Below are 15666 nucleotides of genomic sequence, written 5' to 3'. Positions count from 1 at the left end.
GTATCCCGCCCTCGTAGCTCAGGGGATAGAGCGTTGGTTTCCGGTACCAAAGGTCAGGGGTTCGATTCCCTTCGGGGGCACGAAGAAATTAAAGAAGGGCCCGGGCTGAAAAGCCCGGGCCCTTCTTTTATCTCATCGGTGTCTGCGTTCAACCCGGCAGGGTGATCCCGTCGACGGAGTCGATCCGTGCCACGATTCTCTCGTAAATGTCGGTCAGCACGGCCACCTCGTCCTCTGTGAGGATGTCGATGAATAACTCCCTGACCTTCTCGACGTGCAACGGTGCGACCCTCGCGATTGCTTTGGCCCCCTCCGGAGTGAGCGTCACGATGGTCCCGCGCCCGTCCTCGGCGCACTCGCCCTTGACCACCAGACCGCGACCCTCCATGCGACGGACCTGGTGGGAAACCCGACTGCGGTCCCAGCCAAGAGCCGCGCCGAGTTCGCGAGCTCGCAGCCCGCGCCCCTGGGCCTCACTCAGGCTCACCAGGACCGCGTAATCCGACTGGGAGAGTGACGCATCACGCTGGAGTTGACGCTCCACGGCGAGATCGAGGAGCTGATTAACGTCCCGGTACCGGCGCCACATGCGCTGCTCTGCCTCAGTCAACCAGCGAGTTTCCGTCATGCTTCTATTACAACACGTTCACTGTCCACCACCGCCGTCAGCCACCAATAATCCCGAAGGGCAGATTCGCTGTCGGACTCACTTCGCCGACTGGCCTGATCTGCCCATGACATGAGTTCGCGCACCGCCGATACCGGCGAACCGCGCACGGTCACAGGTGAGCACAATCACCTGCGACGTGGCGGCGGCAGCCGCGATCACCGCACCCATCGTCATCCGACGTGTGGGGTCGGTGTAGCCCATCGTGTCGTCGAGGAACACCGGTACACCGCCCTCCCCCACAAGGCGGGCGCACGCGATCCGAACTATTACTGCCAGCTGCTCCCTGGCCCCTCCCGAAAGGGACTCATAGTCGACGGTCACGTCGCCGGTCCTTCGGGACAGAATAGTGAGGTCCTCGCCAAGCCGAACGTCGAAGTCGCGGCCGTACACCAGCGAACCGAGTTCCACGACGGCTTGATGGAAGGGCGCCTGATAGGCCTTCAGGGCTTCGGAGCGCCTGGCCACGAGGGTGCGATGCAGTAGATCCGCCGCTCGGGCACGTCGCCACAACGTGGTGTTCTCCCGTTCCGCCATCTCAAGTTCACGCTCGGCTACCGACACCTCGTCGAAACGGCCCTGATCTCCGATCGCGTTGACCCGCCCGAGCGCTGCCGCGACCGCCTCCGCCGACTCGCGCTCTTCCACGACCAATGCAGTGAGCGAGGCCCGGGCGTTGTCGAGCAGCTCTCGGGGTGCGACGGCCAGTGCCGCATCCAGGTCCCCTCTGGCAACGCGCGCTTCCTCTCGAGTCGTTTCAGCGAGCGCCTGGGCCTGGGATTCCGCTTCGGCCAGCTCTGAGTCGGGCGTAATCCCCCGCGCGGTTTCCAGGGTGTGCCTGCACTCCTGCAGGCGGGCTGCCGCCTCGTCCGCCAACGCGAGACGCGTAGCAAGCTCCGTCCGAAGTGCCCCTACCTCCGCTGTGGCCGATCGGTCCTCAGCGCGACAGCGTGCGAGTTCCTGCTCGGCTGATGCGGTTTCGGCTACCGGGTCCGCGGCTTCCGGATCATCCGATCCGACCGAGTCCTCGTCAACGTCTTCATCAATTGACTCTTCCGGCGCAGACGGATCGTCCTGCTCCTCCGCCGCGAGTAGATCCCTGCGGTTGATGAGATCTTCAGTGGTGTCCCCTGCGAGGAGGTCCCCACGGCGCCGTCTCAGAGCGTCGATCTCGGCTCGCAGCCCCTCGGTTCGGCGGGCCCGCTGGTCTGCCTCCGCCAGCGACTCGACCCCGAGCGTCTCCATCAACGAAGCGAAGTGGGCCCGGGCCGCCTGTTCCTCCCGGCGTACGGCATCGGTGTCGCCGGCGGGCACGACGGTCAACGAGACGGTCCCCATCTCGAAAACGGTGTCCTCGACAATATCCCTGCTCCAGTGCTCACCGACGTCTACATCCTCGCCGCCGACTCGGACAGAGCCCTCACCCGACAGTTCCACCCGGGGCGCACTGGCACTGCTTCGGATCACCGCCTCACGAAGTGCTTCCTCCGCTGCGCGGAGCCTGTCCACCGCATCGTCGGGGACTTTCACGTCGAGGAGTGCAGCCTCCTTTTTATCGAGTTCGTCACCTACCTTGCGCAGCGTCTGTAGGCGTGTCTCAAGGGTCGCCAGGTCCGCACGTCGCCGTGCTCGCTCTTGCGATGCCCTGACCGCATCCAGCCGACGACGCGCCCGGGTCACACGCTCCTCTGCCTCCTCCAACGCCGACCGTGTCGTGCGGGCTCTGGCTTCTGCGGGTGAAAGGCGTTCTGAGGCCGTCGCCGCGGCAGCACGGAGCTCGGCCTCCTTCGCTTCTTCTCGCCGCGCACTCTCGACCAGCCCCTCCCGCTCGCGATGCTCGCGCTGGCGGGCGTCGTGGGTCGCCACGGCACGGTCGACCTCCGACTCAGCGGCAGTGCACGCTCTGCTCAATTCTGCCGCCGCGCGACCGGCCTCCTCCAGACGCGCAACCTCTGCCTCAATCGCCGCGAGGGACACCCGACGGGCCTCATGAACTGATGCCTGGGCCGCATGATCCTCCACCGCGGCATCGAGTTCCGCATGCCTCGCCCGCGCGGCAGCGAGCTGGGTCGCGGCTTCAGTAACCCAGACCTGTGAGCGCGCCAGGTCTCCTGTCGGTTCGCCCTTCTTCGCCGTAAGGTATCGATTTCGTTCTTCAGTGACGCGTTCGATCAGAGAGTCGTCTCCCGTGGGATCCTCACCTCCGGCCGCGGCGTCGAGGGCGCGGCGAAGCGAATCCATCCCCTTCGCGGCGTCGACTTGACCGATCGGCTCATCCTGAGCGATCCGCAGCGCCTTCCACAACGAACGGTCGACTCTGCGGTCGAGAAGTTCACGAACGTACTCGTGCGCATCATCTCCGGACAGCGCGGGCCGGGCAGAGCTCAGAAATTCCAGTGAGGTGCGCTTCCCACGGACGAATTCCTTCCGGTAGCTCATCCGCTCGCCGTCGATGGTGAACTCGGCCTCCACCACCACGGGTACATCCCGTCCCACGGGACTCGCGGCCTTGATCTCCGCTCGTCCCGAGGAGGCCTTATGCTCCAGCAGCATCTCCAGCGAATCCATGAGGCTGGTCTTGCCGGATTCGTTGGGCCCCTCGATCACCAGGACTCCCAGGGCGGGAACCTCCACTTCTTCACGAACGACACCGCGGAAGTCCTCGATCATCAGTCTGTGCAGAATCATCGCGAGTTCCCGTCTACCAGTCGGTACAGGAGGCTGAGCGCGTTGCCGGCGTCGTCGCCCGTATCCCCACCGCCGGCTGCGATCCGGACCAGATCCGCTACCGCCCGGCCGGCGTACCCGTCTACGAGATCCGTGAGGTCGGAATCGTCCGCGCGCACCACCAGGTGGGTCCGGGACTGCCTGAGGTAGGCGGAGGCGAACAGTGCCTTCCATCGTTCGAGAAGGTCGTCGATTCGTGCCCGGAGAGAGACACCCACGGTGCCGGTCAGTCCCAACTTCAGCACCGTGCGCGACTTGTCCTCCACCGCCTCGATCTTTTCGGCCAGCGTGTCCAGGTCAGCATCGGTGTCGATCTGCGCATCGACGGCGCGGAAGGACCACCGCCCCGTTCGCAGAGGTGTCACGTGGCATTCACCTCGGTCACCGTCACCGATCCGCCTGCCGAGTTCCACCAGCAGTGCCTGCCCGGAGTCCTTCTCCACGTCGTCGAAGTCCGTGGTCTCAGGACTGCCGGAGAACCAGATCCGGTCACCGGCCCCCACCCGGGTGACCGAGTGCCTGTCGCCAAGGGCCACGTAGTCGAGGTGCCCCGCGTCGATCGCCGCTTCGAGAACGGAGACGGCGATCGCTTCCACCGACGGTGCGAGTCCGCCGTAGATCTCGTCGGTTCCGCCGTGAGCGATCAGAATCCGCACCCCTTCCGCGGGCTCGAGCGAGTCGAGCAGCGCCGGCAGACGTGAGGGATCCGGACGCTTGGAGGTCCACGGCACCCCCACCACCTCGACACCCGGGGCAATCTCGATCGGGTCCGGGCCGTCGAGGACGACAACGGCACCTCCCTTGAGGGCCGGAGCGAAGTCCCTGCAGCGGAACACCGAGGACACGTCGAGCGGGTCATGGTTTCCCGGCAGGATCAGGACCGGGACCGGGAACTGTGCCAGTGCCTCCACCGCGCGCAGAACGACCGAACGCGGCACCGCGTTGTCTTCGAACGCGTCGCCGGCAACCACCACGAACCGCGCCTCGTGGCGGGTTGCCAGGTCGCCGAGCGCGGCAACCGCAGCGAGGCGGTCCGCCGTGTAGACGGCCTGCGAGTCGGCACCCAGAAATCGCCGGGTCATGCCCAGCTGCCAGTCGGCAGTGTGAAGGAATCGGATCGGTTCGCCTTCCCCGGGGTTGGTCATGCCCGCATCGTAGGTCGCAGGTCCGACAACAGGGCCACGGGTGTCTTGTTCACCGTGGCCGGTACCGGGTGAAGGCCTCGAGAAAATCCTCCAGGTCGGCCACCACCCGCAACTGCTCCAGCGGATCCCGCGTAGCCGCGGCGGCCAGTCTCCTGGTGACCGGCGCGTCTAGGAGGTCCTCGAGTCCTGCGGGGTCTGGTGTTGGGATCTGAGGTAGGACGGGACTGACTCCCCACAGTGCTTCCTCGGCGTCGAAGGAGATCTCGCTACCATCCTCGCCCGCTCCACGGAGCACCGCGCCGAGGCTGTCGGGACGTAGGCCGCGCAGCGCGAACATCACCTCAGGCGCAGAATCCCACCACTCGACCATGATGTACGCGGCCGCCAGGACGTGACGGCATGGCCCGGGCTGAACCGGGCAGCGACAGGAGAAGGACGTGGCGCCGTTGACCGCCGGAATGAGCAGGAAACCGACCGTGTCGGAGAACCTCCCCGATAGTGCTCCGAGCACGCCCCCCTCCTCGGCCCGCAGAGCCGAGCGCAAGGCGTCCGAATCCGTCTCATCGAGCGGTTCGAACCGGAACTCCACCGTGAACGGCTCGGGCCTGCTGCCGCGCACGTCCAGAAGGACGCTGCGACCTGCGTGATCCAGCGAGAGGACCTTGCCTTTCCGCGCGTCCTGCCGGGCGAGGTGGATCTCACCGCGGGAGACACCGGCCTCGATGTCGGAAGCCCAGCGTCTGCTCCACATGTGAGTACCGAACTGGCCGGCTCGGGCCTTGGCCGGAATTCCGTTACCACCGCTCATTCGTCGTTCCGCCCCTCCTCGGTGAGAGCCACCAACGCGCGGAGGCCCTCGTCGTCGAGATCGGTCAGCGCACCCGCGAGTGGTCCAAGTGTGAGTTCCGCGAGGTCCCGCTTAGCTTCGAGGAGTTCGTCGATGCGGTCCTCCACGGTCCCCGGCGCGACCATGGTGCGGACCTGCACGACCCGCTTCTGACCGATGCGGTGGACACGGTCGGTGGCCTGGTTCTCCACCGCCGGGTTCCACCACCGGTCGAGGTGAACGACGTGGTTGGCCTCCGTCAACGTCAGCCCGGTGCCTCCCGCACGCAGCGACGCGAGCATCACCGGGGGCCCGTCTGACGCCTGGAACCTCTCGACCATCTCCGCGCGGCCGGCGGCCGTAACGCCTCCGTGGAGAAACGGCACTGCTGTGGCCGCACGACGCTCGAGCATCGGCAACAGGAGGTCTCCGAACGCCCGATACTGGGTGAACAGGAGCACCTTCTCACCGGCATCTAGGATCTCGCCGAGCACCTCGTCCAGTGCGGCGAGTTTGCCTGACCGGTGCCGTCCACCGCGCAGCAGCGCCGAACCGTCACCAAGGTAGTGCGACGGGTGGTTGCACACCTGCTTCAGCGCTGTGAGTCCGGACAGGATCGCACCCTTGCGGGCCGTTCCCTCAGACTCTTTGACCTGCTCCATCATGTCCTCCACCACTGCCTGGTAGAGGGTCGCTTGTTCGCGCGTCAACGGTGCATCGACCCTGATGTGCTGCTTTGTGGGCAGATCGGCGGCCACGCGGGGGTCTGATTTGAGTCGGCGGAGGACGAACGGTGCTGCCAGGGCTCGTAGCCGTGACGCCGCTGCCTCATCCCTATGCGACTCGATAGGAACGGCGAACCGTGCACGGAACGTGCTGGCCGACCCGAGCATTCCGGGGTTGGAGAAGTCCAGGACGGCCCGGAGTTCGTCCAGTCTGTTCTCGACCGGGGTTCCGGTCAGCGCAACGCGATGCTCGGCCGGGATCGATGAAATGGCGCGCGAAACCGCCGTCGCGGGATTCTTGACGGTCTGCGCCTCGTCTGCGACCAGACGACGCCAAGGGACGTCTCCGAGTAACTCGGCGTCCCTGGTGGCCGTGCCGTACGAAGTCAGCACGAGGTCTGCTCGGGCCATCCGCTCGACAGCGCCCCGACCCCGCTCACGGGTCGCTCCGTGATGGACCTCCACGTGCAGCTCTGGGGCGAATGTCGCGGCCTCCCGCGCCCAGGTGGAAAGCAGCGTGAGCGGTGCTACGACTAGCGTCGGACCCCTCCTGTCCCCGTGCTCCGAGGCCGTCAGCGCCAGGACCTGCATCGTCTTGCCCAGCCCCATGTCGTCGGCGAGAACCGCTCCGGTACCTGCGCGGGCGAGCGACGTGAGCCACCGGAGGCCCTCGTTTTGATACGGGCGTAAAGAGGCCCGAAACCAGTCCGGGAGATCGACCGGGGTCGACGACGACGAGGGAACCCAGTCCATCGTGGTGGGCGCCTCGATCTCCACACCCTCGCCCTCCTCGGACATCAAGGCGCCGACGAACGCCGGGGCGGTGACCCTGCCCCCTCGGCGAGACGAGAGAAACCTCGCGGCCCGGCGGAGTGCACCGGGGTCAGCCCGGACCCACTGCCCCCGGAGCTTGACTAGATCCGAGGCTGCGTCGAGCAACATCTGGATTTCCGCGGCATCCAGCGGGGTGTCGTCGACGACCATCTCCCAGTCCACGTCCGCCAATTGATCCAGGCCCAGACGTCGGCCCGAGTCCACGTCCTCCGTACCCGGCTCCTTGACCACCACACGCACCGCGGTCCGGACCCTCGTCCACGCCCGGGGCAGCAGCACCTCGACGCCACGACCCCGCAGGGCCTCCACACCCTCGTCGACGAGGTCGACCACCAGGTCGGTCGGCAGAAGCAGGTCTGGCCCCTGCGAGGTCTGCTTAGCGCGCCCGAGAGGCGGCCACGACCTCACCGCCCGGTCCACCACATCGCGGACGGGGCCCTCCACGATCGTCTTGTCAGGAAGCTCGGTGAACGGGCGCAGTGAGTCGGCACCCGTCCGCACGAGGACCTCCAGACGCCACAGGACCACCTCGCCCGACGACTCATCACCGCCCGGCGGGGTCAAGTGCTCCGGTCCGCTGCCGTCATCTTCGGGGTCGTCGCCGGACGGCTCAACGATTCGGAACACGACTTCCACGTCGCGGGCGGCCGCGGCTCGACCGAACTCGTCGATGGCCTCAACCAACGCGTGTCCCGCCGAGGCCATGTCTCCACCGGTAATCAACGCCGACCCCAACTCACTGCGACGGTCCCCGGCCAGGGGTGCCAGAGCCATGCGTGCGTGTATGTCGGTGAGCGCCGACAGCAGGCGGTCCAGTTCCTCGCGGCTTCCGACCAGTCCGTGGCATCGCGGAAGACTCTCAGCCGTCCACGCCGAGATGGCCGGTGAAGCGGCCAGTGTCCACGACGAACTCCACCCACCGTCAGCGCGGACGAGTGCCGGGATGACGTGCCCGGCGCGCACGAATGCAGCGACCCCTTCGGATAGCGCGGCGAACGCCCGCAGTCCCGGACCGATCCAGTAGTCGTCCGTATCCCGATCCGTGTCCAGCCCCTGATCGATGAGGCCACAGAGGTCCACCGCGGCGTCGATGGCGATCCGTATTCCCGGCACGGTGGCGGGGCGGACGCGCCCCTCGACGGGGACACGGACGCTGATCCTGTGTGTGAGTGCATACGCGTCCAGGAAGTCGACGACCTGATCAGGTGCACCAGCCCGGCCCACTGCGGAGACACTGGCCGCTGGCGCCACCGACGAGGGCTTCCGCAGTCCCGCCTCACACCACAGACCCACGACCCCGGATTGCCACACAGCGTGCAGGCGCGGTTCGGCTGCTTGGGTCACGAACACATGTAAGCACGCGCGTCCGACATCAAGTTCACACCGGCTCTATCCACAGGACCCCGGCACTCCACAGGTCGACGTCCGAGTTCGCCGGTCCGAAAGTTTCCGGCGCAGCTCGCGGCGATACTCGAGCCGTGGCCCGCAACCGACTTCCACGATTCGCCGCACCCCGGCGGGGACGGGTCGTGCCGCCGATCCCGGCACGCGCTCTCACGCTGACGATGGTGGCCATCTGTGCCATCGGGGCGGTGACGTGGCTGGGCCAAACGAGATCGTCGGCACCCGGGAGTCCGAGCCGGAACCTCGTTGCCGCCCTCTTGGGCCGGGTCGTCATTGTTCCCTCCCGGGTAGCGATGCCCGGATACGAGCGGGACTGTTCGGGGACGTCCGCGTGCGTCTTCGGACCAGCGTGGAGCGACTCGACCGGTGCCCCCGGGGCGGGAAACGGGTGCTCGACCCGCCACGACGTATTGGCCAGAGATCTGATCGGTGAGATGGATCGCTCCGCGGCCGGGTGTGAGGTGTCCACAGGGATACTGGTCGACCCGTACACCGGGAGATTGGTTGACGCAGGTGTCACCGGGGTGCGCGGTATCCATGTTGATCACATCTATCCCCTGGCTGCGGCCTGGGATCTGGGTGCATGGAGATGGCGACCCGAGAGAAGAGCGGCATTCGCCAATGACGTGGACCGCAATCTGCTCGCGGTGATCGGGTCGGTCAACTCTGCAAAAGGCGATGCGACACCCGAGGACTGGATGCCCCCGGATGTCGCACGACACTGCTTCTACGCGGCCCGATACCTCACGGCCGCAATCGCCTACGGACTACCCGTGACGAACGCCGATCATCAAGTCCTCGCGAAGGCGGTTAGTCGATGTCCCGTCGGCGACTGATCTCAGTAGCGGTCCTGGCCGCCGCCGGACCGGCCGCGAAAACCGCCCCCGCCCCCGCTCCCGCTGCCGCCGCGACGGTCGTCGTCGCCTCGGCGGAACCCTCCGCCGCGGTCATCTCGTCGACCCTCACGACGGTCCCCGGAACGCTCTCCGCGGTCGTCGCGACGGTGTCCACCTCCACCACGGGGCTTACCGCCGCGGTCATCGCGGAACGATGACGGGCGACCCGTCGGAGGGCCGGAATCGGGACGGATATCGATCTCGGTCCCGCCGACCTTGATCCCCTTCATCGAATCCAACTGGTCCTTCGGCAGGCCAGCCGGCAGCTCGACCACCGAGTGATCGAAACGGATGGAGATCCGACCGATGTCGCCGCCACTCAGGCCAGCCTCGTTAGCCAAGGCGCCCATGATGGAGCCGGGCTTGACGTTGTTCCGCTTACCGACCGCGATCCGATACTGCGCCATGTCTTTTCCGGAACGCGACGAACGCGGCCCGTCCGAGAAGTCACGCCCGGGGCGATCTCGACGGTCGTCCCGGCGGTCGTCCTGCCGCTCCCGACGCGCCGGCCGCTCGGGCTCGCGCATCAGGAAGTCGTCAGAGTTGCGGGACTGCGTAGCCACTGCGGCCGCGATGTCGGCCATCGACACCGAATGCTCGGAGGCATAATCCTCCACGAGACGGCGGAAGAGCGCGATGTTTGGATCGTTAAGACTTTCCGTGATCGAGTGCGAGAACTTCGCCATTCGCATCTCGTTGACGTCGTCCACGCTCGGCAATTGAATCTCGGTGAGCGGCTGACGGGTGGCTCGCTCGATCTGCGAGAGCATCCGACGCTCACGTGGGGTCACGAAAAGCAGAGCCTGCCCGCTCCGGCCGGCGCGACCAGTCCGGCCGATCCGGTGGATGTAGGACTCGGTGTCATGCGGAATGTCGTAGTTGACGACGTGGCTGATTCTGGGGACATCCAGGCCGCGTGCGGCAACGTCCGTGGCCACGAGGATGTCGGTGCGACCATCCTTCAGTGCCTCAATCGTCCGCTCGCGCAGGTTCTGCGGGATGTCGCCGTTGATCGGGGCCGCGGAGAAGCCGCGCGCACGGAGCCGCTCGGCAAGCTCCTCCGTGGCCGACTTGGTGCGAACGAACATGATCATGGCCTCGAAGTCCTCGACCTCGAAGATCCGTGTCAGCGCGTCCAGCTTGTCCCGATGATTCACCAAGACGTACCGCTGCTGGATGGTCGGTGCGGTGGAGGTCTTGGACGCAACCTTGACCTCGGCGGGATTCGTGAGGTATTTCTGCGAGATTCGACGAATCGCGGCGGGCATCGTGGCCGAGAAGAGCGCCACCTGCGTGGTTTCTGGGGTGTCGGACAGGATCCGCTCCACGTCCTCCTGGAAGCCCATCGCGAGCATCTCGTCCGCCTCGTCGAGGACCAGATGGCGCAGCCCCGACAGATCGAGCGTGCCCTTCTTGAGGTGATCGATGACACGTCCGGGGGTGCCGACGATGATCTGCGCGCCACGACGGAGGCCCGACAGCTGGATGCCGTAGGCCTGCCCACCGTAGATCGGAAGGACGTTCACCTGGGGCATGTTCGCCGAATAGGTGACGCAGGCCTCGGCGACCTGGAGTGCGAGCTCCCGTGTCGGGGCCAGGACCAGAGCCTGCGGGCTCTTCACCGCGGGATCTATCAGCGAGAGAATCGGCAGCGCGAACGCCGCCGTCTTTCCTGTTCCCGTCTGCGCTAATCCCACTACATCACGACCCTCGAGGACCAGCGGGATCGTGGCAGCCTGGATGGCTGAGGGGACCTCATACCCGACGTCCTTGACCGCCTGGGCGACGGCGGGGGCCAACCCCATGTCGGCAAAGGTAGGTTCCGGGGCCTCGTCAACGGATTCATCGGTGGAGGTCGGGGTGATCTGTGGTTCGCTGGCGTCGCTGTTGACCTCGTCGCCGGCGGTGGCGGTACGGTCCTCGTCGTTATTGTTCATTAGGTCATACATGTTACGACGTTGACTACCTGATAAGCGAGACGACGACGCAGGTCACTCCCCCACTGTGACAGCCCTGTCCGTGGTTTCTCTCGTCTCGCGGGCGAACAACCACGGGACCACCGCCGTCAGAAGTAGCGCGCCGGAGACGGCAAAACCTGTTCGATATCCCAACGCGTCCACCACGAGACCCACCACGACCGGGCCCAGGATGGCTCCGGAGTCACTGGCCATCTGGAATGTGGCCAGTACTTTTCCGCCACCCCGGTCCGAGCCGATCACGTCCGCGACCGAGGCCTGTTGGGACGGATTGAGAATCCCGGCGCCGATCCCGGCGACGACAGAGGCGGCCACGAGCAGCGGCACCGTGTCGCACCATCCCATGACGAAAGTCGATCCGCCCGAGATCAACAGACCGCCGATCACGAGCGGACGTCGGCCGTAGTGGTCCGACAGCCAACCCGCTACCGTGATCACGGACGCAGTTCCCACCGCGAACGATGCCAGCGCCGTCCCCGCGATGCCGGGCCCGGCGTCGAAGTTCGCCGCCGCGAACAGCGGCACGATCGCTACCCGAACGCCGAACGACGCCCAACCGTTGACGAAACTCGACACCAGCGCAGCGCGATACCGGGCATCCCGCAGTGCCTCTTTGACCGGGAGTGGTTCCTGCTCCGGCGTCTCATCGTCGGCTAATCGGCGCCGTCCCCCGCGTAGGAACACCGCGACGACAGCCGTGGCGACCAGCAGCGAACCCGAGTACACGAAGAACGGGACGCGCATCCCGAACTCGGCAAGCAATCCGCCAAGCACGGGTCCGCCGATGTTTCCGATCAGGAACGCGGTGGCGTAGAGGCCCATGATCCGCCCCCGTGCACCCGGCGGTGAAAGCCGGGTGAGTAATGCCATCGCCGAGATAGTGAACATCGTGGAACCGAGCCCTCCCAGGCCGCGGAACACCAGGAGTTGCCAGTACGACTGCGCGAGACCTGTGGCGAGGGTGGAGACCGCGACGATGAGCAGCCCGGTCATGTACACCTTGCGCTCGCCCAGCCGGTCCACGAGGAACCCGCCGGTGGGTGCAAACACGAGCCGGAAGAACGCGAACGCGCTCACCACCACCGAAGCGGCGGTGACGGAGACGTCGAAACCGCGGGCGAACTGAGGGAGAACCGGAGCCACGAGGCCGTAGCCGATCGCCACCGCGAACGCCGCGGCAACGAGAACCCAGACGTCAGCGGGCAGCCGGGTACGCGGGGCGGAACGCTGACCGCCGGTGCTGGGTCCTGTCACGCCGATCGGAGCACGCGGGACAAGACGTCCGCCCCGAAGTGGAGTGCGTCCACCGGGACGCGCTCGTCCACCGCATGGAAATGCCCGAAGACATCGAAGTCGTCGGGTACACGGAGCGGGACGAAACCGTAGCCTTCGATTCCCAGCCTGGCCAGGTGCTTGTTGTCCGTACTCGCCGGCAACAGGTACGGCACCACCAGCGCGTCGGGATCAGAGCCGATCACTGTCTCGCGGATCACGTCGACAAGCGGGTCATCGGCGGGGGCGGCGATGGGCGGCTCCCAGATCCAGTCAACCGAGACATCTGGACCGAGCTCGGCCTCGATCTCCGCCCGAAAAGTGTCCTCACCGCCGGGCAGGACACGGCAGTCGATTTCCGCGTGCGCCTCGGTGGGGATCACGTTGGTCTTGTATCCGGCGGCCAGCATGGTCGGGGAAGCCGTGTGCGAGAGCGACGCCTCCACGAGGGGGCCGAAATGACCCAGAACGTCCAGATTCGCGGGCAGATCGGCGACGTCGCCTCCCCCACCCGTAATCTGTCCGACCGCAGCTGCGAGCGAAGTGTTGGCCTCGGTCGGCGCCACCGGGAAGTTGATCGAGGCCACTCGGTGGACCGCTCCAGCGATCGCGGCGACCGCGTTGTCGACGGTGGGTCGCGACGCATGCGCGGCAGTGCCGTGAGCTGTCACGCTTGCCCACGCGACGCCCTTCTCCGCGACGGCGATGGGATAGAGACGACGACCCGCCACAGGCACCGACCAGCCGCCGACCTCACTGAGCGCATGGGTCATCCCGGCAAAAAGTTCGGGGCGCTCGCGGACGACCCACTTAGCGCCCATGATTCCGGCGGCCTCTTCGTCGGCGAAGAACGCGAGCAGCAACGGCCTGCGGGGGACGATTCCCTCGCGTCGGAAATGACGGACCACCGCCAGCATCATCCCGATCATATTTTTCATATCCACGGTTCCACGCCCGTAGAGCCAGCCGTCGCGGATCTCCCCCGCAAACGGCGGGACTGTCCAGTCCTCCGCCATCGCCGGAACCACGTCGACGTGCCCGTGCACGATGAGACCACCGGCGTCCGGGTCCGAGCCTTCGACTCGCGCGAAGAGACTGCCGCGTCCGGGCACGGACTCGACGAGCTCGCTGGGGATGCCGACGTCATCCAGATACTCGGCGATCCTTCGGCACACCCGGGTCTCGCCATCGCCGATCGTGGCGGGGTCCCCGGTGTTGGTCGAGTCGATGGATACCAGGTCAGCCGTGATCGAGACGGCTTCCGCATGCAGCTTCTCGCGCGCCTGATCGGACATCGTCTGGGCGTCGGTCATCCAAAACACTTCCCTTCACCGCGGTAGGTGGGCCATCGATCGACGATCGCGGGCCCATCTGGAGTCTCGTCCACCACGTGGATTGTGTCGAACCGCTCGCACAGCTCCCCGGCCTTGGCGTGCCGCCACCACGCCCGGTCCCCTATAGCGACCTGGCCGCGCACGGGAGTCTGGACCTCGCCCGCGCCCTCTCGTCCCAGATATCGCAACCCGGCTGGTCGCGCGGGCACGGGCAGGCGATCGGGCCCCGGCACGCCGGAGGCCACGTAACCGCCGTAGAGGAGTGTGGTGAGCCCGCGGGCAGGGGTCCGGACCGCCGGCAGCGCGAAGAACAACGACGGCCTGGGCGTGAACGAGCGATAGTTGTCGAACAAGCCGGGAACGTAGAGGCCCGAGCCGGCGGTGACCTCGGTGACCACCGGGTCCGCAGCGCTCTCGGCGATCGATCCCGACCCGCCCGAGTTGATTATCTCCGGGCGCCGTCCAGTAATTTCCTCGATGGTCGCCGCGACCGCCTCGCGCACCCCTAGGAGCCGACGCATCGAGAGTCGCTTGACCAGTCCGATGCCGCGAACATCGTCCGGCACACCGGCGACCTGGGCCTCGTAGAACATCGCACCGACCACCCGGAACCTGAGTTCCGTGGCCCGGTGGACGAGCGGCGCCACATCGTCTGCGTTCCGGAGAGGCGACCTCCGCACCCCCAGATGAACCGGACCGAATTTCAGTGAGGCATCCACATCCACGCAGACACGTGCACCGCTGACTCCCGCGTCGAGGGCGATCTCCAGCTGCCGAATGTCGTCCACCATCAACGTCACCGCGTCCTGGGCCATGCGGTCCGCGGCGAATTTTCCCAGGGCCGCGCGATCCACCGTCGGGTATCCCATCAGGACGTCGTTACACCCGGAGCCCACGAGCCACAACGCCTCAGACAGCGAAAATGCCATGATCCCGCGCACCGCGTCGTCCCCACGCAGATCTGATCCCAACGCTTCGGCCAGCACCAACCGTGAACGCACCGACTTGCTCGCGATGCGAATCCTGGTTCCGGACGCACGACGCCGGAGGTCGTTGAGATTGGCTCTCAAACTCGGTAAGTGAAGCGCTGCCAGCGGCGCGTCGATTCCCGCGGTGGCGGCATCCAGCGCGTCCACCACGGTGGGCGTCGACCCACTTGCGCGCTCAGACATTGTTCTTCGGGCGTGCGTCTCCGACCACCAGGTCGACGGCACGGTGCAAGAGGATGTTGGCCTCGTCGTCGTCGCGGTAGATCTGCCACCTCAGCCCGATCCCTGTGATCACCGACAGCACCACCCGGACCATGTCGTCGAGCCCCATGTTCCAGTACACATCGGCGGACTCCGCCGTGCGTTCTAGTACCGATCGCACGATCGCCTCGTTGGACTCCTGCTGGTCGCGGGCGAGTCCCACCTCCGGCAGACCGTGAGTACGCAACGAGTACGACACGATCTCGTAGGTCAGCAACTGTCTGTCCGGGGACGCGGAGATGACGGCCCAGATGAGGTCGATGGCCTCGTACAACCGACGTCGCAGGCCATCCTTGCCCCGGATTCCGGAGTCGAAGTCCACGCTCACGAACGCCGTGGCGGCCTGGTGGACCTCCGAGTTCACCGCGCCGATCAGCTCTCGGAGAAGTTCTTCCTTACCCGTGTAGCAGTAATGGACGACGCCGAGTGATACGCCCGCCCGCTCGGCCACCCCGCGCACGGTGACGGCGCCCAATCCGTCATGTTCGGCGATCTCCAGAGCCGCCCGGAGCAACTGGGCGCGGCGCTGGTCGGCAGGAAGTCGTCTGGTCACTGGTCCATCGTACGACGCCGAGGCCCCGGTTTACAGCGTTCACGTCGCACGTCTTCG

The 15666-nt window shown here is 66.4% G+C and carries 11 protein-coding genes and 1 tRNA gene; 2 read left to right on the top strand and 10 right to left on the bottom strand.

The window, feature by feature from the left end; all coding sequences use genetic code 11:
- Positions 1-7: 7 nt before the first annotated feature.
- Positions 8-80 (top strand) — tRNA-Arg (locus ON04_RS09835).
- A 68-nt stretch (positions 81-148) separates the two neighbouring features.
- On the opposite strand, the gene ON04_RS09830 is transcribed toward ON04_RS09835, so the two are convergent.
- From ON04_RS09830 to ON04_RS09810, 5 genes are all read right to left on the bottom strand, one after another.
- Positions 149-628 (bottom strand): MarR family winged helix-turn-helix transcriptional regulator, encoded by a 480-nt coding sequence (locus tag ON04_RS09830; protein WP_029458173.1) that lies wholly within the window; start codon positions 626-628, stop codon positions 149-151.
- 78 nt (positions 629-706) lie between these two features.
- Complete coding sequence (locus ON04_RS09825; protein ID WP_010541443.1) at positions 707-3355, bottom strand: AAA family ATPase; 2649 nt, start codon at positions 3353-3355, stop codon at positions 707-709.
- Positions 3352-4539 carry a metallophosphoesterase family protein gene (locus ON04_RS09820; protein WP_010541442.1) on the bottom strand — a complete coding sequence of 396 codons (1188 nt, stop codon included), beginning with the start codon at positions 4537-4539 and terminating at the stop codon, positions 3352-3354. Before ON04_RS09820 ends, ON04_RS09825 begins: the two co-directional genes overlap by 4 nt.
- A 49-nt stretch (positions 4540-4588) precedes the next feature.
- Positions 4589-5347, bottom strand: coding sequence for a hypothetical protein (locus ON04_RS09815; RefSeq protein ID WP_010541441.1), 759 nt, complete (start codon positions 5345-5347; stop codon positions 4589-4591).
- Complete coding sequence (locus tag ON04_RS09810) at positions 5344-8274, bottom strand: DEAD/DEAH box helicase (protein WP_010541440.1); 2931 nt, start codon at positions 8272-8274, stop codon at positions 5344-5346. Before ON04_RS09810 ends, ON04_RS09815 begins: the two co-directional genes overlap by 4 nt.
- A 488-nt stretch (positions 8275-8762) precedes the next feature.
- Here ON04_RS09810 and ON04_RS17095 point away from each other — a divergent pair, with 488 nt between their 5' ends.
- Complete coding sequence (locus ON04_RS17095; protein WP_010541439.1) at positions 8763-9164, top strand: HNH endonuclease family protein; 402 nt, start codon at positions 8763-8765, stop codon at positions 9162-9164.
- A 2-nt stretch (positions 9165-9166) separates the two neighbouring features.
- On the opposite strand, the gene ON04_RS09800 is transcribed toward ON04_RS17095, so the two are convergent.
- From ON04_RS09800 to ON04_RS09780, 5 genes are read right to left on the bottom strand one after another with little or no spacing between them, the layout of a single operon-like run.
- Positions 9167-11161 (bottom strand): DEAD/DEAH box helicase, encoded by a 1995-nt coding sequence (locus tag ON04_RS09800; RefSeq protein WP_010541438.1) that lies wholly within the window; start codon positions 11159-11161, stop codon positions 9167-9169.
- A 54-nt stretch (positions 11162-11215) separates the two neighbouring features.
- Positions 11216-12454 carry an MFS transporter gene (locus tag ON04_RS09795; protein ID WP_010541437.1) on the bottom strand — a complete coding sequence of 413 codons (1239 nt, stop codon included), beginning with the start codon at positions 12452-12454 and terminating at the stop codon, positions 11216-11218.
- Positions 12451-13785, bottom strand: a complete 1335-nt coding sequence (locus ON04_RS09790; RefSeq protein WP_010541436.1) for a M20/M25/M40 family metallo-hydrolase — start codon at positions 13783-13785, stop codon at positions 12451-12453. Before ON04_RS09790 ends, ON04_RS09795 begins: the two co-directional genes overlap by 4 nt.
- The gene (locus tag ON04_RS09785) at positions 13782-14978 is read right to left on the bottom strand and encodes an alanine racemase (protein ID WP_010541435.1); all 1197 of its coding nucleotides are present in this window, start codon (positions 14976-14978) and stop codon (positions 13782-13784) included. Before ON04_RS09785 ends, ON04_RS09790 begins: the two co-directional genes overlap by 4 nt.
- The gene (locus ON04_RS09780; RefSeq protein WP_010541434.1) at positions 14971-15609 is read right to left on the bottom strand and encodes a TetR/AcrR family transcriptional regulator; all 639 of its coding nucleotides are present in this window, start codon (positions 15607-15609) and stop codon (positions 14971-14973) included. Before ON04_RS09780 ends, ON04_RS09785 begins: the two co-directional genes overlap by 8 nt.
- Between the last annotated feature and the right edge of the window lie 57 nt (positions 15610-15666).

The sequence above is a fragment of the Dietzia alimentaria 72 genome (genome assembly GCF_000226215.1).
Lineage (GTDB): Bacteria > Actinomycetota > Actinomycetes > Mycobacteriales > Mycobacteriaceae > Dietzia > Dietzia alimentaria.
The sequence above is the reverse complement of the archived record's forward strand: the minus strand, read 5'-3'. Positions and strand labels throughout refer to the sequence as shown.